The following is a 26826-nucleotide window of genomic DNA, read 5'->3' as shown; positions in this document are numbered from 1 at the left end:
GCTCAGCGGCGCGCGGTTTTCCACATGACGTGCGCCCGGACGCATGATAAGGCGGGCGCATGACAAAAATACCCACAAAATCCGAACTGCGCGACTGGATATCAGAGCACCCGGGCGAAGCCGCCAAGCGCGACATCGCGCGTGCCTTCGGCATCAAGGGTGCGGCGCGGATCGACCTCAAGCGCCTTTTGAAGGAGCTGGAGGAAGAAGGCTTCCTGGAGAAACGCCGCAAATCCTACCGCGACCCCGAAAAACTGCCGCCCGTCAGCATCTTGCTGGTGCAGGCGCCCAATGCCGACGGCGATCTGTACGCCCGGCCGGTGGAATGGCGGGGCGACGCGCCCGAACCGCGCATCTTGCTGACCCTGCGCAACGCCGACCCCGCGCTGGGCGCGGGCGACCGCATTTTGGCGAAACTGTTGTCGGTCCGGCATGACGAACACCAGTATGAGGCTCGGCTGATCCGCAAGATCGGCACCAACCCCCGCCGCATCCTGGGCATTTTCCGCACCGGGACCGAAGGCGGGCGGATCGTGCCCATCGACAAAGGGGCCGACCGCGAATGGATGGTCTCGCCCGGCGCGACCCAAAACGCGCAAGACGGCGAATTGGTCGAGGCAGAGCAGGCCGGACCCGCCCGCATGGGCCTGCCGCGCGCCCGCGTCGTGGACCGGCTGGGCGACCCATCGGCGCCAAAGGCGGTGTCGCTGATCGCCATCCACCAACACGGCATCCCCGATGCCTTCCCCGATGACGTGGTGGCCGAAGCCGACGCTGCGCAAGAGGCCCCGATGACGGGTCGCACCGATCTGACCGGCATCAACCTTCTGACCATCGACCCATGGGACGCGCGCGACCACGACGATGCGCTCTTTGCTGAGCCCGACACCGATGCCGCCAACCCCGGCGGTTTCATCGTCTGGGTCGCCATCGCCGATGTGGCGCATTACGTCACCCCCGGCTCGGAACTGGACCGCGAGGCGCGGCGGCGCGGCAATTCCAGCTATTTCCCCGACCGTGTGGTGCCGATGCTGCCCGACCGGCTGTCGGGCGACCTCTGTTCGCTGCACGAAGGCGTGGTGCGCCCCTGTATCGCCGTGCGCATCGTGTTGAACGCGGGTGGCGACAAGGTCAGCCACAAATTCATGCGTGCCATGATGCGCTCGGTCGCCTCGCTGACCTATGAGCAGGCGCAGGCCGCGGATGAGGGGCGGTTCGACGACGCCACCCAATTGTTTGCCGCCGACCTCAAGGCCCTGTTTGACGCCTACCGCGCCACCCGCGCGGCGCGGGCGCGGCGCCAACCGCTGGACATCGACCTGCCCGAACGCCAGATCGTGCTGTCGGACGATGGGCGGGTCACCTCGGTCGCGTTCAAGGAACGCTTCGACGCCCATAAACTGGTCGAGGAATTCATGGTGCAGGCCAATGTGGCCGCCGCCGAAGAGCTCAACGCGCGCAAATCGCCGCTGTTGTTTCGCGCGCATGAAGAACCCAGCCCCGAAAAGCTGAACGCGCTGCGCGAACTCGCCGTGGCCTCGGGCTTCACGCTGGCAAAGGGGCAGGTGCTGCAAACCCGTCACCTGAACCAGTTGCTCGATCAGGCCGAAGGCACCGAATTCGACGAACTGATCAACATGTCCACGCTGCGCTCGATGACGCAGGCCTATTACAGCCCGGATAATTATGGGCATTTCGGGTTGGCCTTGCGGAATTATGCGCATTTCACCTCGCCGATCCGGCGCTACGCCGACCTGATCGTGCACCGCGCCCTGATCCGCGCGCATGGCTGGGGCAAGGATGGGCTGTCGCAATGGGATGTCGAGAATCTGGCCGAAACCGCCAAGCTGATCTCGGATACCGAGCGCCGGTCGATGACGGCCGAACGCGACACCACCGACCGCTATCTGGCCGCGTTCCTGTCAGAGCGCGTCGGGCAGGAGTTCACGGGCCGCATTTCGGGCATCGCGCGCTTTGGCGTCTTCGTGAAACTGGATGAGACCGGGGCCGACGGCTTGGTGCCGATCCGGTCGCTGGGCGACGAATACTTCCACCACGACGCCGACGCGCAAACCCTGATGGGCGACAAATCCGGTACGATCATCGCGCTGGGCGACCGTGTGCTGGTCAAATTGGCCGAGGCGGTGCCGATCACCGGCGGGCTGATGGTGGAATTGCTGGAACTCAACGGCGCGGTGTTGCCGCGCGGGCCGGGCGCATCCGGCGGGCGCGGAAAGTCGGTGCGCGTGGTGTCGCGGCGTCCGGGGAAAGAGCGCACGGGCAAGGCGAAAGCAAAGCGCAAGGTGGCACGCAAGCGGGTCTGATGGCCGGGACTTTGCGCATCGCGCCCTGATTTCGCCACGCAGCCGGCTTCCGGGGTGCGGTATTGGACGATGCCGCGCCGCGCTGCCTGACCGCAAAGCGTGGCCAGTCGGCAGCGCATTGCAAAGCGATAACGCCCCTGCGCCATGCAAAAGGCGCGCCCGGTAAGGGGCGCGCCGATGGTTGGTTGGCCTCAGAGACAATCGCGCCTTCAGGCGGCGGCGACGGTTTTCTGCGCGGTGGCGTTGGCGGGCCGCGCGATCTCGATGCGGCGGGGTTTCAGTGCCTCGGGCATCTCGCGGATCAGATCGACATGCAGCATGCCGTCGATATGCTCGGCGCCGGTGACGCGCATGTGGTCGGCCAGTTGAAAGCGGCGCTGGAAGGCGCGGGTGGCGATGCCACGGTGCAGATAGGTGCGGCCTTCCTCCTGCTCTTCCCGGCGTGCTGTAATGTGCAGCGCGTTTTCCTTCACCTCGACATTGAGGTCATCGGGGCCGAAACCGGCCACGGCGATGGAAATGCGATAGGCATTTTCATCCGTTTTTTCAATGTTGTAAGGCGGGTAGGTCGGCTGTGCAACATCGGTGGTCATCACGCGGTCCAGCATGTCTGCAACGCGGTCGAAACCAACGGTGGCACGGTAGAGCGGGGTCGGGTCAAAGTTACGCATAGGTCATCCTCCGTAAAGCGATGTTTGGCTGGCCCTCGGGTGTCCGACGGGCCGGGTTGGCGTTTGCCGGACCCTCTTCAGGCATCCGGTGAGTTCAAGATGGGTGGGGATTTCGTGCGTTTCAAGAGGTCATTCCCCCGGAAAATGCGTACCCGGTGTTGGCCTGCGCCGTGCTGCCGGCCATGGCCCGATGCGCTCCGGTCCCAACGCATCGCCCCCTCGGTCTTGCGCCCCCGATGAGGGAAATCTTGCAAGCCCCCGGCAATCGGCACCTCTCAGGGTCGCACGAACCGCGCGCCGCCCCCGTCTGACATGCGCCTGGTGCCATCCCGCGCAGCCGAATCGGATACCCGGATGAAACGCGCATCGCCGCGCCCCAGCGCCACGCGCAACTGGTCCAGCCGCGCGCCCAGCGACATGCCCAACGCCACCTCGCCATATTGCGACTGCGATTTGGCCGACACCACGGACACGATTTCCGGCCGCCCCTGCCGCATCGCGAAGACCGGCGCCCCCGATGCGCCGAAATCCACCGTGCACGACATCGCCAGCACGCCCTGCACATCGCGTTGCAAAATCCGGCATTGTTCCTGAAGCGACGGGACGTCGGACCGCCCGCGCGCATAGGACACCACGCCCACGACATCGCCGGCCGCAGGTTCGGACCGGACGGCGAAGGGCACCACATTGGCCAGCCGGATCGGGCTGTCCAACTCCAGAAGTGCAAGGTCATGGGCCACGCCGCGCCCGGTCGTGTCAGGGTCGGCGGCAAAGTTGTAGTCGGGGTGGACGACCGAACGGCGCACCCCGCGCACCGCATCGGCCCGCCCATTGCGCCAGCCCGCCAGGAACGACACGTTCGCATCTTCCTCGCGCGCGCCGGTCGTTCGGTCATAAAGGCAATGCGCGGCCGTCAGCACCAGATGCGGTTCAATCAGCGTGCCGGTGCAAAACCCACGCCCGCCAATGTTCAGCCGCCCCACTGCCGCCCAGTCGCGCCCGGCCTGCAACGTGTCGAGCGCGCGCAACGCGCTTTCCTGCCCCAACGCGGGCCCCATCGCGGGCGGGGCGAAGGACAGCAGGCACAGCGCCAGCATGGCGATCACCGCCGCGCGCGTCCTGCCAGCAAACCCTGTTATTCCCGCCAAACCCGCGCCCATCGCTGCCTGTCCGTTCCGTGCACCCTTCAAGGGCTATCATATGATAGCTTAACAGAAGGTTCAGGCGAAATCATGGCAGAACCTCTGTATCTCTTCGCGGGTGCCGCAAGGTAAACTCTCATTTTCAGTCAGTCACTTGCGGGCATATCTTCAAGTAACACTTCAACTTGCAGCCGCCTTGGCGCGCAGCCCGTCCAGCGCGGCGGGTACCGGCCCGCCGGTCGCCCAGTCGATCAATTCGACCGTATGCACCACCGGTACCGCCGTCCCCGATCCGATCTGCATCATGCAGCCCAAATTGCCCGCGGCGATCACATCGGGCGCCCGTGCCTCCAGCGTTGCGACCTTGCGCGCCTTCAACTGACCCGAGATTTCGGGCTGCATCAGGTTGTACGTCCCCGCCGAGCCGCAGCACAGGTGGCTGTCCGCGGGCTCCACCACCTCAAAACCCACGCGCCGCAGCAGGTCCTTGGGATAGGTCTTGATCTTCTGGCCATGCTGCAACGAACACGCCGCATGATAGGCCACGCGCGGGCCCCGGTCGGTGCCTTGGGGCAGGTCCAGTTGCATCAGCACCTCGGACACATCCTTCGCAATGCCCGCCACGGCTGCCGCATCCGCTGCAAGCGGATCGTTGCGGAACATGTGGCCGTAATCCTTCACCGTGGTGCCGCAGCCGCTGGTGTTGATGACGACGGCATCCAGCCCGCCGCCCGCCATCTCGCGCGTCCAGGCGCGGATGTTGCGCGCCGCACTGGCATGCGATTCCTGCGTTTTCCCCATGTGATGCGTCAGCGCGCCGCAACAGCCCTGACCTTCGGCAATCACCACCTCGCAGCCCAGACGGCGCAGCACGCGGATGGTGGCGTCGTTGATATCGGTGTTCAGCGCCCGTTGTGCGCAGCCGGTCATCAGCGCCACCCGCATCTTGCGCGGGCCTTGCGCGGGGAACACCTGCGGGTCGTCGTTGCGGCTGACCGGGGGGATATGCTTTGGCGCCATTTCCAGCATGGCCCGCAGCCGCGCATCGGGCATCAGCCGCGCGAACGGGCGGCCCAGCTTTGCCCCCGCCAGCGCCAGCCGGAAGCGCATCGGATGCGGCAGCACCCGCGCCAGCACCCAGCGCAGCGCGCGGTCGGACCAGGGACGTTTATATGTCGCTTCGATATATTCCCGCGCGTGATCAACCAGATGCATGTAATGCACGCCTGAGGGGCAGGTGGTCATGCAGGCCAGGCACGACAGGCAACGGTCGATATGCTTCACCGTCTTTTCATCCGCAGGGCGGCCCTGTTCCAGCATATCCTTGATCAGGTAGATGCGCCCGCGCGGGCTGTCCAGCTCATCGCCCAGGACGGCATAGGTGGGGCAGGTGGCGGTGCAGAAGCCGCAATGCACACAGGCGCGCAGCACCGCGTTCGACCGCGCGGTGGCGGGGTCTTTCAGTTGTTCGGGGGTGAAGGTGGTCTGCATCGGCTACTCCATCAGCCCGGGGTTGAGGATACCGCGCGGGTCAAACCGCCGCCGCAACCCGGCGGTCAGCGCGGCAACGGCGGGGGCTTCGGGGGCAAAGGCGGGCAGGGCGGTGCGGGTCGCAGCATCGGCGCGCATCAGCGTGGCATGGCCGCTGATGCCCGACAATGCGGCGCGCGCATCGGTTCCCGGCGCCAGGTGCAGCCAGATCAGCCCGCCGCCCCAGTCCAGCAAAGCGTCCTCGCCCAGGCGGTCCAACACCTCGGGCGCGTCAGACGGCTTGACCGAGATACGCCACACATCGCCTGCCGTTCCGTGGAACACCGCCACATCGCGAATGTCGCGCCAGATGCGGGCCGAGTCCTCCAGCCCCAGTTCCGACAACGCGCCAAACCTGCCCAACACCTTGCGCAGCGCCTGCGCGCGATAGGCGACCGAAGGCGCGAACCCCTCGATCCGCAGCCAGGTCTCGCCGCTGCCATGCGCCGCGCCCGACACCTCATAGGGCGAACCCAGTGCCGCCGCCATTGCTTCCACCGCTTGTGCCGGCGTCAACCCATGCACCACCAGTGTCGCTTGGCATTCGGGCACCGGCAGCACCTTGAAGGCCACTTCGGTCAGCACGCCCAGCGTGCCCCAGGACCCCGCCATCAGCTTGACCAGATCATAGCCGGTGACGTTCTTCATCACCCGCCCGCCGTTCTTGAGGATCGCGCCCGTCCCATCGACGAAGCGCACCCCGATCAGACTGTCGCGGCAGGCCCCGGCCTGTATCCGCCGGGGGCCAGAGGCATTGGCCGCGACCATGCCGCCCATCGTCGGCGTGCCGTGCGTCGCCAAAAGGCCGCGATGGTCCATGGGTTCAAACGGCAGGCGCTGGCCCGCTTGTGCCAACAGCGCCTCGACCTCGGCCAGCGGTGTGCCGGCCCGCGCCACAAGGGTCAATGAGCCCGGCTCATACAGCTCCACCCCTGACATCGCTCCCAGTGACAGGGCTTCGCCCAGCCCCGGCCTGCCGACAGGACGCGTGCCGCCGCCGCGCAGGCGCAGGGGCGTGTCCGTGTCGCGGATCATCGCGGCCAGTTCGGCCTCGGTCTCAGGCTGCATCGCGTCACCTGTCCTTGTCTCTGCCTTGGGTCTGCCTTGGGCCTGCGGTTTGCCTGCCCTGGCCTGATAATCTGCAATCCGCCTCCGACGTGCGTAACGCTGGGCGGGGTTTCCAAAGGGGGTGCGCAGCGCCCCCTTTGGCGCCGGGGTGCGGGGGGCGCGCAGCCCCCCGCCCACAGCTACACCGCCCACAGCTACACCGCCCACAGCTACACCGCCCACAGCTACACCGCCCACAGCTACACCGCCCACAGCTACACCGCCCGCCGCCCCGCACTGGCATCCAGCGGAAACACCTTCGCCGGGTTCAATAGCCAGCGCGGATCGAACACATCCTTCACCCGCATCTGCGCCTCCAGATCGGCGGGGGCGAATTGCACATGCATCAGATCGCGCTTTTCGATCCCCACGCCATGCTCGCCGGTCAGGCAGCCGCCGACCTCGACACACAGCTTCAGGATTTCCGCGCCCAAGGCCTCGCAACGTTCCAGATCACCGGGCTTGTTGGCATCAAACAGGATCAGCGGATGCATGTTGCCGTCGCCCGCGTGGAACACATTGGCCACATCCAGCCCGCATTCCGCCGACATCTCACCAATGCGGCGCAGCACATACGGCAGGCTCGACACCGGGATCGTGCCATCCAGACACATGTAATCGTTGATCTGACCCATTGCGCCAAAGGCCGATTTGCGGCCCAGCCAGATCTTCGCGCTTTCCTCGGCCGACTGGCTTTGCCGCAGTTCCACCGGGTTGTGGCGATGCGCGATCTGGCCGATCAGGCCCAGCTGCGCGTCGATCTCCGCATCCGAGCCCTCGACCTCGACGATCAGCAGCGCCGCGCAATCGGGGTAGCCTGCCTTGGCGAAATCTTCGGTTGCGCGGATGCAGGGGCGGTCCATGAATTCGATCGCCACGGGCAAGATGCCCGCCTTGATGATGTCGGACACGCATTCCCCCGCCACTTCATTGGCGTCAAATCCGATCAGCACGGGCCGCGCGCCTTCGGGCTTGGGCAAGATGCGCAGCGTGGCCTCGGTCACCACGCCCAACTGCCCCTCGGACCCGCAAACGATGCCCAGCAGGTCGAGGCCCGGCGCATCCAGATGCGCCCCGCCCAATTCCACCACCGTGCCATCCATCAGCACCATGGTCACGCCCAGCAGGTTGTTCGTTGTCACGCCGTATTTCAGACAATGCGCGCCGCCCGAATTCATCGCGATATTGCCCGCGATCGCGCAGGCCAATTGGCTGGAGGGGTCAGGCGCATAGAAGAACCCCGCCTCCTCCACCGCGCCGGTGACGCTCAGGTTGGTGCGCCCGGATTGCACACGGATAAAGCGGTTGGGATAGTCGGTTTCCAGCACGTCGCGCAGCCGCGCCACGCCCAGGATGACGCTGTCCGCCGTCGGCAGCGCCCCCCCTGCCAGCGAGGTGCCCGACCCGCGCGGCACCACCGGCACCCCCTCATCGTGGCAGATCTTCAGCACGGCGGCCACTTCCTCGGTGCTGGCGGGCAGCACCGCGGCCAACGGCGGGCATTTGTAGGCGGTCAGCGCGTCGCATTCATACGCGCGGCATTCGGCGGCATCATGGATCACCGCATCTGCGGGCAGCACCTGTTGCAACCGCGCAATGATCCGGTCGCGTTTCGCCATGACGCTGGCATTGGGCACTGGCATCTGCATGTGGTGATCCCCCTGATAATTGGTAAAAACATATGACCAATACCCGCGTCTGGCAAGCCGCAATCCCGCGCGCGGCTTTCCGCCGCGCCACCCCTTCACAACAGCGCCGCGCGCGCGTATAGCCTGCCGCTGAATTACAGGAGTCCCGACCATGCAAGGCACCGCCAACCTGAACCTGATGATCAAAGCCGCGCGCAAGGCGGGGCGGTCGCTGGTCAAGGACTTCCGCGAGGTCGAAAACCTTCAGGTGTCCAGCAAGTCCGCGGGCGATTTCGTCAGCCGCGCCGATATCGAGGCCGAGCGGATCATCCGCGAGGATCTGATGGCCGGGCGCCCCACCTATGGCTGGCTCGGTGAGGAATCCGCCCCCGTCGCGGGCACCGACCCCACCCGCCGCTGGATCGTCGATCCGCTGGACGGCACCACCAATTTCTTGCATGGCATGCCGCATTGGGCGGTGTCCATCGCGCTGGAACATAAGGGCGAAATCGTCTCGGCGGTGGTGTTTGACCCGGCCAAGGACGAGATGTTCGTGGCCGAAAAGGGCCTGGGCTGCTTCATGAACGACCAGCGCCTGCGCGTGTCGAACCGGGGCCGGATGCAAGAGGCGGTCTTTGCCACCGGCGTGCCCTTCGGCGCCAAACGCACCCTGCCTGCCACGCTGCACGATCTGGCCAAACTGATGCCTGCCTGTGCGGGGGTGCGCCGCTGGGGTGCGGCCGCGCTGGACCTCGCCTATGTCGCCGCCGGCCGCTATGACGGCTATTGGGAGCGTGAGCTTAGCCCATGGGACATCGCCGCCGGGCTGCTTCTGGTGCGCGAGGCGGGCGGCTTTACCGGCCCGATCCGCGAAGACACCGACATCCTGGAAACCGGCGCGCTGATCGCCGCGAATTCCGAGATCTTCGAGGCCTTCGCCAAGGTGATTCGCGAACGCCCCTGATCCGCACACCCGACAAGTGGCGCGCACCCGCCGGATCGCGCGGCCCCAACATCCGGTGCGGAGCCGACAAATGGCGCGCACCCCAGATGTGGCGCCGGGCGCCTGCGCGGTCGCCGCGCCTATGCCCTAAAGGTTGGACAGATTGCGCAGCGCGCTTCCCAGTGTCATCTGGTGGTCGAACGCCCCGGTCTGCACGAATGCCATGACCTGCGCGATCACCACGGGGTTCAGTGCCATGTAGGTATGTGTCACCGGCAGCACGATATGGTCGGCCATGCCTTCCAGCCGGGTGCTTTCCACCGACACTTTCCCATCGTCCGGCCCCTTGATCAGCGCCGATGTTACCGGGTTCACCGTCCAGTCGCCCGCGATCACGCCCAATTCGTAATCCGGCAGCGGCATCTGGTTGGGCACCGATGCGGCGCTGGTGCCCAATTCCATCCCCGCCGGCCCGTTGATCCATTCAAACGGCTCCAGATCGTGAAACAGATCGACCAGTTCTGACCCGTGGTTGGGCGGGGCCAGCATCACCACGCGGCCCATCTGTGAGGGGCGGTTGCCCGCGCCCAGCCACCCGCGCACCAGGATGCCGCCCATGGAATGGGTGACAAAATGGGTCCGCGCGTCGCCGCATTCCGCCACGGCAACGCCCACTGCGGCGATCAGCGCGGCGATCCCGGCCTGGGTTGAGGGGTAGGATCGGTTGATGACCCGGTAGCCGTGCAGCTCCAACGCCTCTTCCACCGCCAGCAGCGAGGTGCTGGTGCGCGCCAGCCCGTGCATCAGCACGACGCAATCCGCCCGCGCAGGCGCGGCCAACAGCAGGGGCAGGGCAAAGATCAAGGCAATCAGGGTCTTCATAGCGTTTGAATATCCAATCTTTCCGCACCAGACCAGTCACGACACGCAACCGTGACAGATCCGGGGTGCGGCCCGGATGGTGGCCCGGATGATGGGTTGTCAGCGTCACCGTAGCGGGTAAATGTTAAAGGCAGGTAAACCATGCCCCGCCGCATCCTGCCGCATCCCGCCAGGACCCGCAAAACCCCCGAAAGGGACGCGCCCATGCCTGCTGCCGTCCGCCTTGCTGTCCGGGCCGTCATCGTGACCGACGGGCGGCTGTTGCTCGTCAATGCCTGGCCCGGCGCGCAATCCGATCTGTGGTGCGCACCGGGCGGGGGCGTCGAGCGCGGCACCTCGTTGCACGAAAACCTGATGCGCGAGGTGACCGAGGAAACCGGCCTGACCATCGCCGTGGGCGCCCCCTGCCTCGTGAATGAATTTCACGATCCAACGCGGGGCTTCCACCAGGTGGACCTCTATTTCCGCGCCACGATCACCTCGGGGACATTGTCGCCTGACTGGCGCGATCCCATGGGCGTGGTGAATCGCTGGCGCCTGGCCGCGCGGGCAGAGATGGCGGGGCTGCGGGTAAAGCCCGACTCGCTGGCCGAGGTGGCTTTTGGCGCGGACGGGCCGCTTTATGACCCGCTGGAACTGATCGTGCGCTAGGGCAGGGGGTTGAAAACCCCAAGGCAATCCCCGGGCGGTGCAGGAAGTCCCTCACCCAGTCACCGCGCAGCAAAAAGCCGCCAGCACGGGGGCTTGGCGGCTTTTACTGACACCTCTCAGGCGTAAACCGGACCCCGGCTTAACCCTGACGTGCCTTGAATTTCTTCTGCGTCTTGTTGATCACATAAACGCGGCCCTTGCGGCGCACGACCTGACAGTCGCGGTGGCGCAGCTTGAGCGAGCGGAGCGAATTTTTGACCTTCATGGCCTTCTCCCTCTTCGCGGCGCGCAAGCGCCTTGAATAGCTATGCCCCACGCGGGGGCGGTGATCCCGCACGGATGCGCAGGCTTGGATGGTGGGCACGACAAGGTTCGAACTTGTGACCCCTACGATGTCAACGTAGTGCTCTACCGCTGAGCTACGCGCCCTGACAAAACCCCGCCTGCCTTGCCAATCCGGTCCCCCAGAACGAACAAGGACGCGGGCGGGACCGCGTCAATGAACGGGGCTATAAAAGGAATCACAGGCGGGATCAAGGGCTTTTGGCATTCTGATTTTTCGCGTTATATAGATTGCTTCAAGGAGTCCGCCGCGCATGCCAGCCGCTTTTCACTACCACGCCCCGTTGCAGCCCTCAACGGCGGCGGTTTTCGCGTCCCCGCACAGCGGACGCAACTATCCCGAAAAGCTGCTGCGCGCCTCGGTGCTCGATGCCGCGACCCTGCGTTCGTCCGAAGATGCCTTTGTCGATGACCTGATCGGGGCCGCGCCGCAGTTCGGGGCGGCGTTGTTGTTGGGCGGGGTACCCCGCGCCTACGTGGATTACAACCGCGCCGCGTCAGAGCTTGATGCCGCGCTGATCGACGGGTTGCCGCGCGGCACGCTCAGCCCGCGGGTCAATTCCGGGCTGGGGGTGATCCCGCGCGTCGTTGCCGGGGGGCGGGCGATCTATCGCGGCAAGCTCTCGCGCGCCGAGGCGGATGCGCGCCTCGACACCTACTGGCACCCCTATCACGCCCGGTTGGCCGAGATGATGCACGACACTACCGCGCGCTTTGGCCGGGCAATCCTGTTCGACATGCATTCGATGCCGCATGATGCGCTGCTGGGCTTTGGCCCGCGCGGCGGTGCGCGGCCTGATGTGGTGCTGGGTGACCGTTTCGGGGCGTCCTGCGCCGCGCCGCTTGTGGACCGGATCGAGGGCCTGCTGCGCGCCGCCGGGCTGCGTGTCGCGCGTAATGCGCCCTTCGCGGGGGCCTATATCACCCAGCACTACGGCCGCCCCTCGGCCGGGCAGCATGCTGTTCAGATCGAGATCGACCGCGCGCTCTACCTCGACGAATTGCGCATCCAGCCCAGCCGCAACTACGCCGCGTTTCGCGAACTGATGACCGGGATCATCGCCGACCTCTGTGCCCTTGGCCAGCCCGACGCTGAAGAGGTGCCGCTGGCCGCCGAATAGAAGCTGCCGCATCGTCATCACCAAAGCGCACATTGCCCGCCCCGCATCGGCCGTCCCCGGCCAAGGCGGGCCATCGGCGGGGGTGGGAAATGCGGCCCGCACGTCGGCCCCCGGCAGGCCCCCACACCCGGCGCGCACCAAAGGTTAACGCCGTCGGACCCCACCCCGCGTATGTATCAAAGCCATACCTTTTCCATACCGTTTCCAGACAGCGCCCCATGGCCCCTGAAGGCCAGGGGTTAACGCCGCCTCTTGTCTGCGCGGCGGGGCTGCCCTACACCCGGGGGAACCAATGCCATCCGCCGATAAAAGGTCCCGCTTATGCGCCTCAGCCGCTATTTCATGCCTACCCTCAAAGAAACCCCTTCCGAGGCGCAGATCGTCAGCCACCGCCTGATGCTGCGCGCGGGCATGATCCGCCAACAGGCTGCGGGGATCTATTCCTGGTTGCCTCTGGGCTACCGCGTCCTGCGCCGGATCGAGGCGATCGTGCATGAGGAACAGGAAAAGGCGGGCCACATTCCGATGCTGATGCCCACCCTGCAACCCGCTGATTTGTGGCGTGAATCCGGGCGCTATGATGATTATGGCGAAGAGATGCTGCGCATCACCGACCGCCATAAACGCGACCTTCTGTATGGTCCCACGAATGAAGAGATGATCACCGACATCTTCCGCACCCATGTGGGCAGCTACAAGGATCTGCCGCTGACGCTGTACCACATCCAGTGGAAATTCCGCGATGAAATCCGCCCGCGTTTTGGCGTGATGCGGGGGCGCGAGTTCTACATGAAAGACGGCTACAACTTTGATGTAGATCAGGAAAATGCCTTCCACGCCTATAACCGCCACATGGTCAGCTACCTGCGCACCTATGAGCGGATGGGCCTGAAAGCCCTGCCGATGCGCGCGGCCTCTGGCCCGATCGGCGGCGACAATACCCATGAATTTCTGGTACTTGCCGACACGGGCGAGTCCGAGGTTTTCTATGACAGCGCCATTCTGGACCTGAAATTCGGCGACCGCGCGGTGGATTTTGACGACAAAGCCGCGTGCCAATCCATCGTGAATGAGTGGACCGCGCCCTATGCGCGCACCGACGAAACCCATGACCCGGCGCTGTTCGACGCCATCCCCGAAGAGCGCCGCAAAACCTCGCGCGGGATCGAGGTCGGGCAGATTTTCTATTTCGGAACAAAGTATTCCGAGGCGATGGGCGCAACCGTTGTCACCGCTGACGGCACCCGCGTCCCCGTCCATATGGGCAGCCACGGCATCGGCGTCAGCCGCCTTCTGGGCGCGATCATCGAGGCCAGCCACGACGACAAGGGCATCATCTGGCCCGAGGGCGTCACCCCCTATCACGCAGGCCTCGTGAACCTGAAACAAGGCGACAGCGCCGCTGATGCGGCCTGCGAAGGCATCTACGCAGCCCTCGCAAAACGCGGCCTGACGGCGCTTTATGACGACAGGGATGAGCGCGCAGGCGCAAAATTCGCCAGCATGGACCTGATCGGCCTGCCATGGCGCATCACCGTCGGGCCGCGCGGGCTGAAGAACGGCGTGGTCGAACTGACCAGCCGCCGCACCGGCGAGTCGGAAGAAATGCCCCCCGAGGCCGCTGTGGACCGTCTGGCGCAGATTTACGCGGGGGTTTAGGTATAGTTCCAGTCAACTGGTAGATGCTCAGGCGCTCAAATACTGAGCGTCTGGGATCACTCTAAGAAATATGATTTGAAGTCGTCCGTCCACCAGGCATGCTTATTAATAATTTCCGCTTTTTTCATAATTTTCTGAGTGCAACTAAGTAAACGTATCATGTCATACTCATCGCCACGAAAAATAAAAACTCTCTCTTCTGGAATGTATTGTTCAAATATATCACCTGAAGTTATCGCGTCTCCAGCTATTCCTCCACGTTCGCCGAAAAAACGACGGACGAAGACTTTGTTTGGTGATTCTTCGTACCAAGCATGCAAACGCTCATCCATATGTGCGATGTGATCTCGCATTTTCCTATCTTGAAGAAAACCAATCTCATCTGGCATGTTGAATGCAGTCCGTAGCAAATGTCCTCTGTGGCGTCGTTTCTTCCATGTGGGGTGGAAAATCATAGATAGTTGAGCCGAGTGTAATAGGACTGACTGAAGGAGCAAGAATACTCCGAATGTGCGATCAATTTCCTCCGACTTGTTTGCTGCTTCCAGTTGCTGGTTTAGCAAGTCAATTAGGCCAAGAATTTCTTTTGTTTTCACGAAAATCTCGCCAACAAATAAACTTGTCAACATCCATTCACTTTTAGTCGTTTTCTGACTATGTTTCACACATCCAGTTCTTCGACAAACTGCGCATTCTCGGTGATGTACTGGAACCGCAGCTCGGGCTTCTTGCCCATCAGCCGTTCCACCAGATCGCCGGTTTCGCCGGGCATATCGTCGTCGATGCTGACGCGGATCAGCTTGCGGCTGTCGGGGTGCATTGTGGTTTCCTTCAGGTCTTTCGCGTCCATTTCGCCCAGACCCTTGAACCGCGACACGTCGATTTTTCCTTTGCCACCCAGACCCTTGGCCAGCCACATCGCCTTTTCCGCCTCGTCCAGCGCGTAGATGCGGTTGGCGCCTTGCGTCAGCCGGAACAACGGCGGGCAGGCAAGGTACAGGTGGCCCGCGTCAATCATCGGACGCATCTGGGTGAAGAAGAAGGTCATCAGCAGCGCGGCGATATGCGCGCCGTCCACATCGGCATCGGTCATGATGATGATGCGGTCATACCGCAGGTCTTCCAGCCGGAACTTGGTGCCCAGCCCCACGCCAAGTGCTTGGGAAAGATCGGCAATTTCGCTGTTCGCGCCCATCTTGCCCGATGCCGCGCCCAGCACGTTGAGGATCTTGCCGCGCAACGGCAGCAGCGCCTGGTTCTTGCGGTCGCGCGCCATCTTGGCCGACCCGCCTGCGCTGTCGCCCTCGACGATGAACAGCTCCGTCCCCTCGCGCGTGGTCGATGTGCAATCCACCAGCTTGCCGGGCAGGCGCAGCTTCTTGGTGGCGGATTTGCGGCTGGTTTCTTTTTCCTGCCGCCGTTTCAGCCGTTCCTCGGCGCGCAGCACCAGGAAATCCAGGATCGCGCCCGCCGATTTCGTGTCCGATGCCAGCCAGTTGTCGAAATGGTCGCGCACCGCGCCCTCGACCAGCCGCGCGGCATCCGCGGTGGCCAGCCGGTCCTTGGTCTGGCCCACGAATTCCGGTTCGCGGATGAAGCACGACACCAGCGCGCAGCCGCCGGTAATCATGTCCTCGCGGGTGATCTGCGCGGCTTTCTTGTTGTTCGCCAATTCGCCATACGCCCGGATCCCCTTCAGGATCGCGGCCCAGAACCCGGCCTCATGCGTGCCGCCTTCGGGGGTGGGAACGGTGTTGCAATAGGATTGCACGAAGCCGTCCCGCGCGGGCGACCAGTTGATCGCCCATTCCACATAGCCCGGTTTGTTGAATTTTTCCTCGAAGCTGACCTTGCCCGCAAAGGGTCGGTCGGCATAGGCGACACTGCCCGCAAGCTGTTCGGACAGGTAATCGGCCAGCCCACCGGGAAACTTGAACGTTGCCTCCAGCGGCGTGTCACCCTCGGAGATCGCGGATTTCCAGCGGATTTCAACGCCCGAGAACAGATATGCCTTCGAGCGCACCATCTTGAACAGCCGTGCGGGCCGGAACCTGTGCGAGCCAAAGATCTGCTCATCCGCGTGGAATGTGACGGATGTGCCGCGCCGGTTCGGGGCGGGGCCCACCTTGGCCACCGGCCCTTGCGGTACCCCGCGCGAGAATTCCTGCACATAGAGTTCACGGTTGCGCGCCACCTCGACCCGCATGTGGTCCGACAGCGCATTGACCACCGACGCGCCCACGCCGTGCAACCCGCCAGAGGTCGCATAGGCCTTGCCAGAGAATTTGCCGCCCGAATGCAGGGTGCACAAGATCACCTCCAGCGCGGATTTTCCGGGGAATTTCGGGTGCGGATCAATCGGAATCCCGCGCCCGTTGTCGCGGATGGTCAGGCTGTAATCGGCATGCAGTTCGACCTCGATGCGGCTGGCATGGCCCGCCACGGCCTCGTCCATCGAGTTGTCCAGCACCTCGGCCACCAGATGGTGCAAGGCGCGCTCATCCGTGCCGCCGATATACATGCCGGGGCGTTTGCGCACGGGCTCCAGCCCCTCCAGTACCTCGATGGCGCTGGCATCATAGGCGTCAGACGCGGTGTCGCCTGACAGAAGGTCATCTGCGGGCATGGCTGCTCTCTCTCATATTCAGGTTGGGTGCAGTTTAGATCATGCGTGCCGGGTGGGAGCAATGGGGTTTCGGGACAGGCGCGCGCGTTGCCCCTTCCCCTTGCACCTGCGCGCGATATGTTCCAAACCATAACGCAAGAAAGCGCGACGCGCGGCGACACGATGTATAAAGGCGGATTGAGCGATATGACGGCACAGGCAAAACCGACGGAAGATATCTCGGTACGCGAGGTTTTCGGGATCGACAGCGATATGAGCGTGCGCGGCTTTGCCGACGCCACCGACCGTGTGCCCGCAGCCGACCCCACCTACAAGTTCGACCCAGATACCACGCTGGCCATTCTGGCAGGCTTTGCCTACAACCGCCGCGTGATGATCCAGGGTTACCACGGCACGGGGAAATCAAGCCACATCGAACAGGTGGCAAACCGCCTGAACTGGCCCTGCGTGCGTGTGAACCTTGATAGCCATATCAGCCGGATCGACCTGATCGGCAAGGATGCGATCAAGCTGGTGGACGGCAAGCAGATCACGCAGTTTCAGGAAGGCATCCTGCCCTGGGCGCTGCGCAACCCCTGCGCCATCGTGTTCGACGAATATGATGCGGGCCGCGCGGATGTGATGTTCGTGATCCAGCGCGTGTTGGAGACGGATGGCAAGCTGACACTGCTGGACCAGAACGAAGTCATCACCCCGCATCCCAGCTTCCGGCTGTTTGCCACGGCGAATACCGTCGGTCTGGGCGATACGACGGGTCTCTATCACGGGACGCAGCAGATCAACCAGGGCCAGATGGACCGCTGGTCGCTGGTGGCGACGCTGAACTATCTCAGCCATGACGCCGAGACCGCGATCGTCCTGTCGAAGAACCCGGTCTACAACAATGCCACCGGCCGCAAAGAGATCAGCCAGATGGTTACGGTCGCCGACATGACGCGCACCGCCTTTATGAACGGCGATCTGTCCACCGTCATGTCGCCGCGCACGGTGATCGCCTGGGCCGAGAATGCGCGGATTTTCCGCGATGTCGGCTATGCCTTCCGGCTGACCTTCCTCAATAAATGCGATGAGCTGGAGCGCCGCACGGTAGCCGAGTTCTACCAGCGGTGTTTCGACGCCGAGCTGCCGGAATCGGCGGTGAACATGACGCTGGCCTAGGGCGGTTTCGGGCAGGGCAGGGCGCCACGACATGCAGTCTTGGACGATATGCCGCTGAGACGCTTTGAGGCCGTGGTGCATACTCTGGTGCAGAAGGGGGGCTTGCAGGTCGGCGTGACCGCGCAACCCAAGTCCAAATCACGCGCGCGCTATGGGAGACACCGCATGTACAAACACCCCTGTTCCGTGTCCGGCCCGAAGATGGGGGCAGGTGCCCTGATCCTCTGGTCTGCGCTGTCGGCGGCCCAGGCCCAGACCCCGCCATCTACCGGGGCCGATGAACGTCCCGGAACGTTGATTGCGGTGCTTTCAGGCGACTGGAACAATGATGGCGCGCCCGATGCTGCCGTACTGCAGCGCGGCGGGGATGCTTTCGCAGATCTGCTGGTCCTGTCCGGCGACCCGGTCTATGGGCTGCAATCCTACGCGCATCTCCGCGATCTGGTTTTCGCGGGCATGATGGGCGGACAGCTGCCCGGGCTTGTCGCGCGCAGCGATAGCAGCTTTGCGCTGCACAGTGAGAATACCGGCATCGGCCGCAACGCCTGGATGCAGGACATCACGATCGCCTGGCGTCAAGGTGGGTTCGTCGTGGCGGGTTTCACTTATTCCACCTATGATAGGCTGGATGTTGACGCGGGCGGCACATGCGATGTGAACCTGCTGACCGGCGGGTATGAACTGACGCTGGGCCAGCTAGACGCCAAGGTGCAGCGCGGCACAGGCGCGGATCGCGCCTTCCCGCTGACGGCGCTGCGCGACGGCTATGCACCGGCCGTCTGCGCGCCGCTGATCGGCGGCTGATCCATCACGGGGCGGGCGTCTGCGCGCCACCCGGCTGCAACGTATGCAGGACATCGTCACCTGCGGCACAGTGACGCCACGCCTGTGGTGCAGAGACCCCATGTGCCTGCGGCACGGCTGCCCTCCCATGTGCCTGCGGCAAGGCTGCCCTCCCATGTGCCTGCGGCACGGCTGCCCTCCCATGTGCCTGCGGCACAATCGACACGGCTGGGAAGTTTCTTCTTTGCTGTGCTGTTTCTGCCATTTTTGCACCGCAATAATCTGTCATCAATGGCACAATAAAGAAGGCATTGAGGACCGGAGTGAAACAATGAAAATCAATATTGCAGTGATTGGCCTGATCGGTGTGACGGCGCTCGGTGCCTGCGGCGGCGGTGGCGGCGGCGGTGGCGGCGGAATTGTTACGCCGGGCACGCCCAGTCCGCGCGATACGCTGCCGGTTACCGGGCAGGGCAACAGCGGCGGCGTGCTGTCGCGCAGTGGCGAGAACCCTCTGGCCGGGGTCGAGGCGACGATGGCCTATGCCGGCAATTCCGGTCGGTCCAGCGGTGCGCATGTCGATTTTCACAATGGTGATATGTCCGGCGTGGGCGTGCGCTGTAGCCGCGCGGGCGGCGGGGCGGTGGTGCCCAGCTGTGACGTGAGCAACGCGCGTGCCGCCTACCTGACCAATGAGCTTAGCGGCAGTCACAGCTACGCGGGCACCTTCGTTGTCGAAGGCTATGGCCCGGGCGGCAACCAGAACGGCACCGTCGCGCTGCATGCCTCGCCCACCGGGCAGGGCCGCGACCGGGTGCAACTGCCCTCAGGCGGGCAAACACAATACAATGGCCGGTTTCAGGCGGGTGGCGGGCTGGTCGAAGGCGGACAGATGCGCAACGGCACCATCAACGGCTCCATCGCGATGGATGTCGATTTCGCCCAGCATTCGCTGGATGGGACGATGACCGGCACCCTCTATGACGCGACGACCACGCGCTACATTCCAGTCGCCGCCGGATTTGCAGATGCCGTGGTCGGCGTCGATGGGACGATCTACAACGGAACTGACACGACGATGACCTACGGGGGCCAGCAGGCATCGGGCCAGTTGGACGGGGCATTCTATGGCCCGAATGCGGAAGAGGCTGCCGGCAGCTTCGGCTTTGGCAATGAACTGGGCGGCATGACCGGGATCTTCGTCGGGTGTAGCGCGAACAGCGGGGTCAATTGCGTGGCGCCTTCGCCCCGTTTCTGACCGACTGACCTGAACGCGCCCGGATCATGCCGGTTGCAACGGCCTGATCCGGCTGCAGAGGGCGGCCCCGTCGACACGCGGTTTCGCAGTCGGCGCGGGAAAGGTCATGCCCGCCGCTGCCCCGTTTTACCAAATGAACCCAGTGCCCGCGCGGCTGTTCGGCATTGGGCGTGACGGTCTGCTGCGCGCCCACTTGCCTCCGCCCCCTTTTCATGCGCCGGGCGCTGGTCTATCTGTTGGGCCAGATACCCTTGCACGGACCGCCGCCATGAACAAACCGCTCGATAATCCTGCCGATCCGTTCAAGAAAGCCCTGACCGAGGCGACGCGCACCCTTGCCGATGACCCCGAACTGGCGATCACCTATTCCGTCGATCCGCCCGGCATGAGCGCCGATCAGATGCGCCTGCCGCAGGTCACTCGCCGCATGACCCGCGATGAGGTGATGCTGGCCCGTGGTACGGCAGATGGCTTCGCGCTGCGCCGCCGCTTCCATGACGATGCGCTGCACGCGCGATACCTGCCGCAGGGCCAGATGGCGCGCGACCTCTACGAGGCAATGGAAACCGCCCGGTGCGAGGCCGTGGGCGCCGATGTGATGCCCGGGACCGCGGGCAATATCGACGCGCGCATCGGCTATGAGGCAGAGCGCAAGGGCTACGCCCAGATCCGCAACCAGCAAGATGCGCCGCTGGCGCTTGCGGCCAGCTACATGATCCGCCAGCGCGCCACGGGCCGCCCGCTGCCCAAGGGCGCGGACAACGTGCTGGACCTGTGGCGCGGCTTCATCGAGGAACAGGCAGCGGGAACGCTGGACGGGCTGGGCGATGTGCTGAAGGACCAGACCGCCTTTGCCCGGTTTTCGCGCCAGATGATCACCGATCTGGGCTATGGCGACCAGCTGGGCGACGACCCTGATGATCAGGGCGAAGAGGAAGGCAGCGACGACCAGCAAGATGACGCGGCCCAAGACCCCGAAAGCCAGGATTCGCAGGGCGAGGACGACAGCGCCGACGATCAGGAAAGCCAGCAAGACGACGGCGCCACGCAAGACGCCGCGCAGGCCGATGCCTCGGTCGATGACAGCGCTGAGGATGAGATGGCCGATGAGCAGGACACGCCGCAGGGCGAGGCCCCGCTGGAACCCCCGCCCCCCGCGCAGCATTCCGAGGCCAGCGCCGATTACACCGTCTTCTGCACCGATTTCGACGAAGAAATCCGCGCCGAGGATCTGGCCGAGGCGCAGGAACTCGAACGCTTGCGCGCATATCTCGACCAGCAACTCGACCCGCTGCGCGGCGCGGTCTCGCGACTTGCCAACAAGCTGCAACGCCGCCTTCAGGCGCAGCAGAACCGTGCCTGGGAATTCGATCTGGAGGAAGGCACGCTGGACGCGGGCCGCCTTGCCCGCGTCGTGGCCAACCCCACCACGCCTTTGTCCTTCAAGAATGAGAAAGACACCGAATTCCGGGACACGGTGGTGACTCTGCTGCTGGACAACTCGGGCTCCATGCGGGGGCGGCCGATCTCGATTGCGGCGATCTGCGCCGACGTCCTGGCGCGCACACTGGAACGCTGCGCGGTGAAGGTCGAGATCCTGGGCTTCACCACCCGCGCCTGGAAGGGCGGGCAGGCGCGCGAACGCTGGCTGGCCGAGGGGCGTGCCCAGCAACCGGGCCGTCTGAACGACCTGCGCCACATCATCTACAAATCCGCCGATGCGCCGTGGCGGCGGGTGCGCGACAACCTGGGCCTGATGATGAAAGAGGGCCTCTTGAAGGAAAACATCGACGGCGAGGCGCTGGAATGGGCGCATCGCCGTATGCTGCAGCGCCCCGAGGCGCGCAAGATCCTCATGGTGATATCCGACGGCGCGCCGGTGGATGACAGCACGCTGTCCGTCAACCCGGCGAATTTCCTGGAAAAACACCTGCGTGATGTGATCGCCATGGTGGAAAAACGCCGCGCGGTGGAATTGCTGGCCATTGGCATCGGCCATGACGTGACGCGCTACTACAGCCGCGCGGTCACGATCACCGATGTGGAACAACTCGCGGGCGCGATGACGGTGCAACTGGCCGCGTTGTTTGACGCCGATGACCGTGCGCGGGCGCGGATCATGGGGATAGGACGGGTGGCACGATGAGCTTTCAGTCGTTCACCGCCCCCACCAACCCCGCCGATGGCCCGCCCCGGCTGGCCGCGCTGCGCACGCACCTGCAGGCGTGCGGCGTGGACGGCTGCATCGTGCCGCGCGCCGATGCGCATCAGGGCGAATACGTGGCCGACCGCGATGCGCGGTTGGCCTGGCTGACCGGCTTTACCGGGTCTGCCGGGTTTTGCATCGTGCTGGCCGATGTGGCGGGGGTGTTCATCGACGGGCGCTACCGGCTGCAGGTCCTTGCGCAATGCGATGCGGTGGCGTTCACGCCGGTGCACTGGCCCGATGTGCAGCCCGCCGACTGGCTGCGCGCCCATGCGCCTCCCGGCGCGGTTCTGGGTTTTGATCCTTGGCTCCACACCCCTGATGAGATCGCCAAGCTGGAGGCTGCGTTGGCGGGCACAGGCATCACCCTGCGCGCACTGGATGGCAACCCGGTCGATGCCGTCTGGCCCGACCAGCCCGCGCCGCCGGCGGGCCGGGCATGGGCGCATCCGCTTGAACTGGCGGGTCGGTCCAGCGCCGAAAAGCGTGCGGATGTGGCGCAGGGCTTGCGCGCCGCCGGGGTCGCGGCCTGTGTCCTCACCCAGCCCGACAGCCTGTGCTGGCTGCTCAACATCCGGGGCGCCGATATTCCGCGCATCCCGGTGATGCAGGGCTTTGCGATCGTGCATGAGGGGGGGCAGGTCGATCTGTTCACCGACCCGGCCAAGCTGGCCGACCTGACGCTGGATCCAGAGGTTTCGGTCCACCCGGTCACCGCCTTCGTGCCTGCCGTTGCGGCGCTGCGGGGCCGTGTGCAGATCGACCCTGCCAGTTGTCCGGTGGCTGTGGCCGATACGGTGGCGTCGGACCTGCACCGCGCCCCCGACCCCTGCGCCCTGCCAAAGGCGCGCAAGACCAAAGCCGAGCTTGACGGCGCCCGCGCCGCCCATCTGCGCGACGGCGCGGCGGTGGTGGAATTCCTGTTCTGGCTGGACGGTCAGGCTGACGCGCTATGCGCCGACCCGGCCCACCACCGCGTGACGGAAATCGACGCCGCCCGGCACCTGGAAAGCTGCCGCGCCGCCACCGGGCAGTTGCACGACATCAGCTTTGACACCATCGCAGGGTCCGGCCCGAACGGTGCAATCGTGCATTACCGCGTGACCGAGGAAACCGACCGCGCCCTGCGTCCGGGCGACCTGATGCTGATCGACAGCGGCGGGCAATACCGCGACGGGACCACGGACATCACCCGCACAGTGGCCATCGGCCCGGTGGGGGACGCAGAACGCGCGGCCTTCACCCGCGTGTTGCAAGGCATGATCGCCCTGTCGCGCGCCCGCTTCCCGCGCGGCGTCACCGGCGGGCATCTGGACGCGCTGGCGCGCTATCCGCTTTGGCTGGCGGGGCTGGATTTCGATCATGGCACCGGCCATGGCGTGGGGGCCTTTTTGTCGGTGCATGAGGGGCCGCAGCGCGTCTCGCGCATCTCGGCCGTGCCGCTGGAACCTGGCATGATCGTGTCGAATGAGCCTGGCTATTACCGCGCGGGGGCGTTCGGCATCCGGCTTGAAAACCTGATTACCGTCGTGCCCGCACCGGATCTTCCCGGTGCAGATGACCGCAACATGCTGGCCTTCCAGACCCTGACACTGGCCCCCTTCGACCGCCGCGTGATCGACACTGATGCGCTGACCGACCCCGAGGTTGCATGGCTGAATGACTATCACGCCCGGGTTTTTTCTGATCTACGTCACTTGCTAAGCGATGCGGCGGCTGATTGGTTGGCCGGGCAGACCGCGCCGCTGTAGAATAATGCCACCTGCGCCAATCTGGCCCTGTACGAAGGGGTCAAATCTGCCACGATGCGGCACAACTCCGGGAGAGACCTATGACTGAGATTCGCATTTATCCGGCCCAGGGCGTGTGGGTCGTTCGCGCCGATGGCGCGGTGATCGCCGAAAGCAGCAACGCTTTGGAATTGAACGAACCCGGTCACCCGTGGATCATCTATTTTCCGCGCGCCGATGTGGCGATGGCCTTTCTTGAGGCGTCGAACACCAAAACCACCTGCCCGCATAAGGGTGCCGCGACGTATTTTCACATCTCCGGCCCCGGCAACATGATCCACGATGGCGCCTGGACCTATGAGACCCCGAATGAAGGCGTCGAAAAGATCGCGGGCCATCTGGCATTCGACGGGCTGAAAGTCACAGTGGAAAGGCTGTAGCACCGTTTTTTCGGATGCGTTGACAGTCTTGTTGATGTCCGATGCTTGCGCCTGTCCGGTTGTGCTGCGGCACTTGGGGCGGGGCAGCATCGGTCGGGTGCGCGTGATCGCAGGTGGCTAAGGGGGATCGCATAATGGGCCAGGAACAGGCATTCGCTGCACTTGCCGCGCAGCTTTGGGCGCGTTTCACGCAATCACCTTCTGACCGCGACCTGCATGGTCGCAGCGAAAGCCATTTCGCCCCCATGCCGCCCGATGCCGTGGCCTATCCCGAATCCACACATGAGGTGGCCGCGATCGCGCGCATTTGCGCCGCCCACGGCGTGCCCATGATCGGCTGGGGCGCAGGCACCTCGCTTGAAGGGCACGCGCTGGCGCCGCAGGGCGGCCTGAGCGTGGATTTCAGTCGCATGGCGCGCGTGATGGACGTCCGGCCTGAGGATATGTTGGCCGTGGTCCAACCCGGTCTGACGCGTGAGGCGCTGAATACCGAACTGCGCGCCACGGGCCTGTTCTTTCCGGTCGATCCCGGCGCCAATGCCTCGCTCGGCGGGATGGCTGCGACCCGGGCATCGGGGACCACCGCAGTGCGCTATGGCACGATGCGGTCCAATGTGCTGGCGCTGGAGGTGGTTCTGGCCGATGGCCGCATCATCCGCACCGGCACGGCGGCACCCAAATCGTCGGCAGGCTATGATCTGACGGGGCTGTTTGTCGGGGCCGAAGGGACGCTGGGCCTGATCACCGAACTGACCCTGCGCCTGCAAGGCCAGCCCGAGGCTGTCAGCGCCGCGATCTGCGCCTTTCCCGACATGACCTCCGCGGTGGAAACCGTGATCGCCACGATCCAGTCGGGCATCCCCATGGCGCGGATCGAATTCGTCGATGGCGAAAGCGCGCGCGCCTTCAACGCCTATGCCGGGCGCGACCTGCCCTTGACCCCGCATCTGCTGGTAGAGTTCCACGGATCAGAGGCGGGGGTTAAAGAGCAGGCAGAGCGTTTTGGCGATCTGGTGGCCGATTTTGGTGGCGCGGGCTTCCAGTGGGCCCATCGCTCTGAGGACCGCGCCGCATTGTGGAAGCTGCGCCACAATGCCTATTACGCGGTGCGCGCCCTGCGGCCCGAGGCAGCGCCCATCACCACAGATGTCTGTGTGCCGATTTCCAACCTTGCGCGCGCGGTCGAGGAAACGGCAGCCGATATCGCAGCCAGCGGCATTCCGGGGCCGATGCTGGGCCATGTGGGCGACGGGAATTTCCATGCCCTGCTGCTGCCCGACCCTGCCATTCCCGGCGACTGGGACCGGGCAAAGGCGCTTGCGGGCCGTATGGCGGAACGCGCGTTGCGGCTGGGCGGCACAGTCAGCGGCGAACATGGCATCGGCATGGGCAAGCAAGGCTATATGCAGGCCGAACATGGGGAAGCCTGGGACGTGATGGGCCAGATCAAACGCGCGCTGGACCCCGATAACCTGATGAACCCCGGCAAATTGCTGCGCCAGAACTAAGCGCCCAGGGGGCAACACTGGCGCGCTCAGCCCGCGCGCCGCACCCAGCTGTGCATCACGTCGTCCCCCAGCGTCCTGCTTTCGGTCAGGTCAAACCCGGCGGCATCTTGCAGCGCACGCAGGCCCATGGGGGCGACCGCGCTGATGCCATCGCCGCCGATGACCTTGCCCGCGCTGATGCAGATCAGCCGGTCCACCAGCCCCTGACGCAGCAGCGTCGCGGCCAGCGTGCCTCCGCCTTCGCACAAGATCCGCGTCAGGCCCAGCACGGCCAGTTGCGACAGCGCGTCAGCCATGTCCAGTTGCCTGTCCGCATCGCTGTTGCATGCGATCAGCCGCGCGCCGGTGGCGGCCCAAGCATCTTGCGCGGCGCGGGGTGCCGTCATGCCGTGCAGCACGCCCACGGGAACATCGCGGGCAGTGCGGCCTAACCGGCTGTCGGGGGGCAGGCGCAGGGTACTGTCGGCGATCAGCCGCACCGGCTGATGCGCCACGCCCAGATCGCGCACCCGCAGGTCGGGGTCATCGGCCAGCGCGGTGCCCACGCCTACCAGCACCGCATCATGGTTGGCGCGCATGCCATGCACCATGCGCCGCGCCGCCGCGCCGGTAATCCAGCGGCTTTCGCCCGTGGCGGTGGCGATGCGCCCGTCCAGCGTCAGCGCCAGTTTCAGCGTCACAAGGGGGCGGCCGCGCGTGATGCGCGACAAGAAACCCGCATTGGCCGCGTGCGCGGCGTCGGCGCAGACCCCTTCGATGACTTCGACCCCCGCCGCGCGCAGCATCGCATGGCCATTGCCCTCCACTCGGGGGTCCGGGTCTGTCAGGGCGGTGACAACGCGGGCGACCCCGGCGGCAATCAGCGCTTGCGCGCAGGGCGGGGTCTTGCCGTGATGCGCGCAGGGCTCAAGGCTGACATAGGCGGTGGCGCCGCGCGCCTGCGCGCCCGCCTGATCCAGCGCCCGGCGTTCGGCATGGGGGCGCCCGCCGGGTTGCGTCCAGCCGCGCCCGACAATCCGCGTGCCCTGTACGATCACGCAGCCCACGGCGGGATTGGGCCAGACCCGGCCCAGTCCACGCGTGCCAAGGCTGATCGCCAGCCGCATGAAGCGGGGGT

The 26826-nt window shown here is 65.0% G+C and carries 22 protein-coding genes and 1 tRNA gene; 12 read left to right on the top strand and 11 right to left on the bottom strand.

Annotated elements, in window-relative coordinates; all coding sequences use genetic code 11:
* Nucleotides 1-59: 59 nt before the first annotated feature.
* Nucleotides 60-2324 (top strand): ribonuclease R, encoded by a 2265-nt coding sequence (gene rnr, locus H9529_RS06240; protein WP_092891013.1) that lies wholly within the window; start codon nucleotides 60-62, stop codon nucleotides 2322-2324.
* A gap of 209 nt (nucleotides 2325-2533) precedes the next feature.
* On the opposite strand, the gene H9529_RS06235 is transcribed toward rnr, so the two are convergent.
* From H9529_RS06235 to H9529_RS06215, 5 genes are all read right to left on the bottom strand, one after another.
* The gene (locus H9529_RS06235) at nucleotides 2534-2995 is read right to left on the bottom strand and encodes an Hsp20 family protein (RefSeq protein WP_092891011.1); all 462 of its coding nucleotides are present in this window, start codon (nucleotides 2993-2995) and stop codon (nucleotides 2534-2536) included.
* Nucleotides 2996-3270: 275 nt separating this feature from the next.
* Entirely contained in the window at nucleotides 3271-4092 is an 822-nt protein-coding gene (locus H9529_RS06230) for a trypsin-like serine peptidase (protein ID WP_092891122.1), read from the bottom strand.
* A gap of 225 nt (nucleotides 4093-4317) precedes the next feature.
* Nucleotides 4318-5628 carry a glycolate oxidase subunit GlcF gene (glcF, locus tag H9529_RS06225; RefSeq protein ID WP_092891009.1) on the bottom strand — a complete coding sequence of 437 codons (1311 nt, stop codon included), beginning with the start codon at nucleotides 5626-5628 and terminating at the stop codon, nucleotides 4318-4320.
* A 3-nt stretch (nucleotides 5629-5631) separates the two neighbouring features.
* Nucleotides 5632-6735: a glycolate oxidase subunit GlcE gene (gene glcE / locus H9529_RS06220; RefSeq protein ID WP_092891006.1), complete on the bottom strand. Its 1104-nt coding sequence runs from the start codon at nucleotides 6733-6735 to the stop codon at nucleotides 5632-5634.
* A 254-nt stretch (nucleotides 6736-6989) separates the two neighbouring features.
* A complete protein-coding gene (locus H9529_RS06215) occupies nucleotides 6990-8423 on the bottom strand; it encodes an FAD-linked oxidase C-terminal domain-containing protein (protein WP_092891004.1) in 1434 nt (477 codons plus the stop codon).
* 151 nt (nucleotides 8424-8574) lie between these two features.
* On the opposite strand from H9529_RS06215, the gene H9529_RS06210 reads away from it, so the two are divergent.
* Nucleotides 8575-9366, top strand: a complete 792-nt coding sequence (locus H9529_RS06210) for an inositol monophosphatase family protein (RefSeq protein ID WP_092891002.1) — start codon at nucleotides 8575-8577, stop codon at nucleotides 9364-9366.
* A 126-nt stretch (nucleotides 9367-9492) separates the two neighbouring features.
* On the opposite strand, the gene H9529_RS06205 is transcribed toward H9529_RS06210, so the two are convergent.
* A complete protein-coding gene (locus H9529_RS06205; protein ID WP_092891000.1) occupies nucleotides 9493-10227 on the bottom strand; it encodes an esterase/lipase family protein in 735 nt (244 codons plus the stop codon).
* Nucleotides 10228-10431: 204 nt separating this feature from the next.
* Between H9529_RS06205 and H9529_RS06200 the strand changes: the two genes are divergently transcribed.
* Entirely contained in the window at nucleotides 10432-10878 is a 447-nt protein-coding gene (locus H9529_RS06200; protein WP_092891120.1) for an NUDIX domain-containing protein, read from the top strand.
* 139 nt (nucleotides 10879-11017) lie between these two features.
* Here the strand turns inward: H9529_RS06200 and ykgO are convergent, their stop codons facing one another.
* Nucleotides 11018-11143, bottom strand: a complete 126-nt coding sequence (gene ykgO / locus H9529_RS06195) for a type B 50S ribosomal protein L36 (protein ID WP_092890998.1) — start codon at nucleotides 11141-11143, stop codon at nucleotides 11018-11020.
* Between the two features lie 89 nt (nucleotides 11144-11232).
* A tRNA-Val gene (locus H9529_RS06190) sits at nucleotides 11233-11307 on the bottom strand.
* 167 nt (nucleotides 11308-11474) lie between these two features.
* Here H9529_RS06190 and H9529_RS06185 point away from each other — a divergent pair.
* Both H9529_RS06185 and proS read left to right on the top strand, forming a co-directional pair.
* Nucleotides 11475-12341 carry an N-formylglutamate amidohydrolase gene (locus tag H9529_RS06185; RefSeq protein ID WP_092890996.1) on the top strand — a complete coding sequence of 289 codons (867 nt, stop codon included), beginning with the start codon at nucleotides 11475-11477 and terminating at the stop codon, nucleotides 12339-12341.
* A 321-nt stretch (nucleotides 12342-12662) separates the two neighbouring features.
* Nucleotides 12663-14000: a proline--tRNA ligase gene (gene proS / locus H9529_RS06180; protein WP_092890994.1), complete on the top strand. Its 1338-nt coding sequence runs from the start codon at nucleotides 12663-12665 to the stop codon at nucleotides 13998-14000.
* Between the two features lie 56 nt (nucleotides 14001-14056).
* On the opposite strand, the gene H9529_RS06175 is transcribed toward proS, so the two are convergent.
* A complete protein-coding gene (locus H9529_RS06175) occupies nucleotides 14057-14665 on the bottom strand; it encodes a hypothetical protein (RefSeq protein ID WP_143033524.1) in 609 nt (202 codons plus the stop codon).
* Nucleotides 14662-16626, bottom strand: coding sequence for a DNA topoisomerase IV subunit B (gene parE / locus H9529_RS06170; RefSeq protein WP_092890990.1), 1965 nt, complete (start codon nucleotides 16624-16626; stop codon nucleotides 14662-14664). The genes H9529_RS06175 and parE overlap by 4 nt, the downstream gene beginning before the upstream one ends.
* Before the next feature lie 117 nt (nucleotides 16627-16743).
* Here parE and cobS point away from each other — a divergent pair, with 117 nt between their 5' ends.
* The 7 genes from cobS to H9529_RS06135 all read left to right on the top strand — a co-directional run bounded on the left by cobS (nucleotide 16744) and on the right by H9529_RS06135 (nucleotide 25709).
* A complete protein-coding gene (gene cobS / locus H9529_RS06165) occupies nucleotides 16744-17784 on the top strand; it encodes a cobaltochelatase subunit CobS (RefSeq protein WP_397544886.1) in 1041 nt (346 codons plus the stop codon).
* Nucleotides 17785-17949: 165 nt separating this feature from the next.
* Complete coding sequence (locus H9529_RS06160) at nucleotides 17950-18588, top strand: hypothetical protein (protein WP_143033523.1); 639 nt, start codon at nucleotides 17950-17952, stop codon at nucleotides 18586-18588.
* Nucleotides 18589-18898: 310 nt separating this feature from the next.
* On the top strand, nucleotides 18899-19825 hold the full coding sequence (locus tag H9529_RS06155) for a transferrin-binding protein-like solute binding protein (protein ID WP_092890986.1): 927 nt from the start codon (nucleotides 18899-18901) through the stop codon (nucleotides 19823-19825).
* Nucleotides 19826-20093: 268 nt separating this feature from the next.
* Entirely contained in the window at nucleotides 20094-21971 is a 1878-nt protein-coding gene (cobT, locus tag H9529_RS06150; protein ID WP_092891116.1) for a cobaltochelatase subunit CobT, read from the top strand.
* The gene (locus H9529_RS06145; RefSeq protein ID WP_092890984.1) at nucleotides 21968-23782 is read left to right on the top strand and encodes an aminopeptidase P family protein; all 1815 of its coding nucleotides are present in this window, start codon (nucleotides 21968-21970) and stop codon (nucleotides 23780-23782) included. Before cobT ends, H9529_RS06145 begins: the two co-directional genes overlap by 4 nt.
* A gap of 80 nt (nucleotides 23783-23862) precedes the next feature.
* Nucleotides 23863-24201 carry a DUF427 domain-containing protein gene (locus H9529_RS06140; RefSeq protein WP_092890982.1) on the top strand — a complete coding sequence of 113 codons (339 nt, stop codon included), beginning with the start codon at nucleotides 23863-23865 and terminating at the stop codon, nucleotides 24199-24201.
* 134 nt (nucleotides 24202-24335) lie between these two features.
* Nucleotides 24336-25709, top strand: coding sequence for an FAD-binding oxidoreductase (locus H9529_RS06135; protein ID WP_092890980.1), 1374 nt, complete (start codon nucleotides 24336-24338; stop codon nucleotides 25707-25709).
* Between the two features lie 26 nt (nucleotides 25710-25735).
* On the opposite strand, the gene ribD is transcribed toward H9529_RS06135, so the two are convergent.
* The gene (gene ribD, locus H9529_RS06130; RefSeq protein WP_092891114.1) at nucleotides 25736-26815 is read right to left on the bottom strand and encodes a bifunctional diaminohydroxyphosphoribosylaminopyrimidine deaminase/5-amino-6-(5-phosphoribosylamino)uracil reductase RibD; all 1080 of its coding nucleotides are present in this window, start codon (nucleotides 26813-26815) and stop codon (nucleotides 25736-25738) included.
* Nucleotides 26816-26826 lie beyond the last annotated feature (11 nt).

The organism is Roseicitreum antarcticum, from assembly GCF_014681765.1.
GTDB lineage: Bacteria > Pseudomonadota > Alphaproteobacteria > Rhodobacterales > Rhodobacteraceae > Roseicitreum > Roseicitreum antarcticum.
This window is presented reverse-complemented; position numbering and strand designations above follow the sequence as displayed.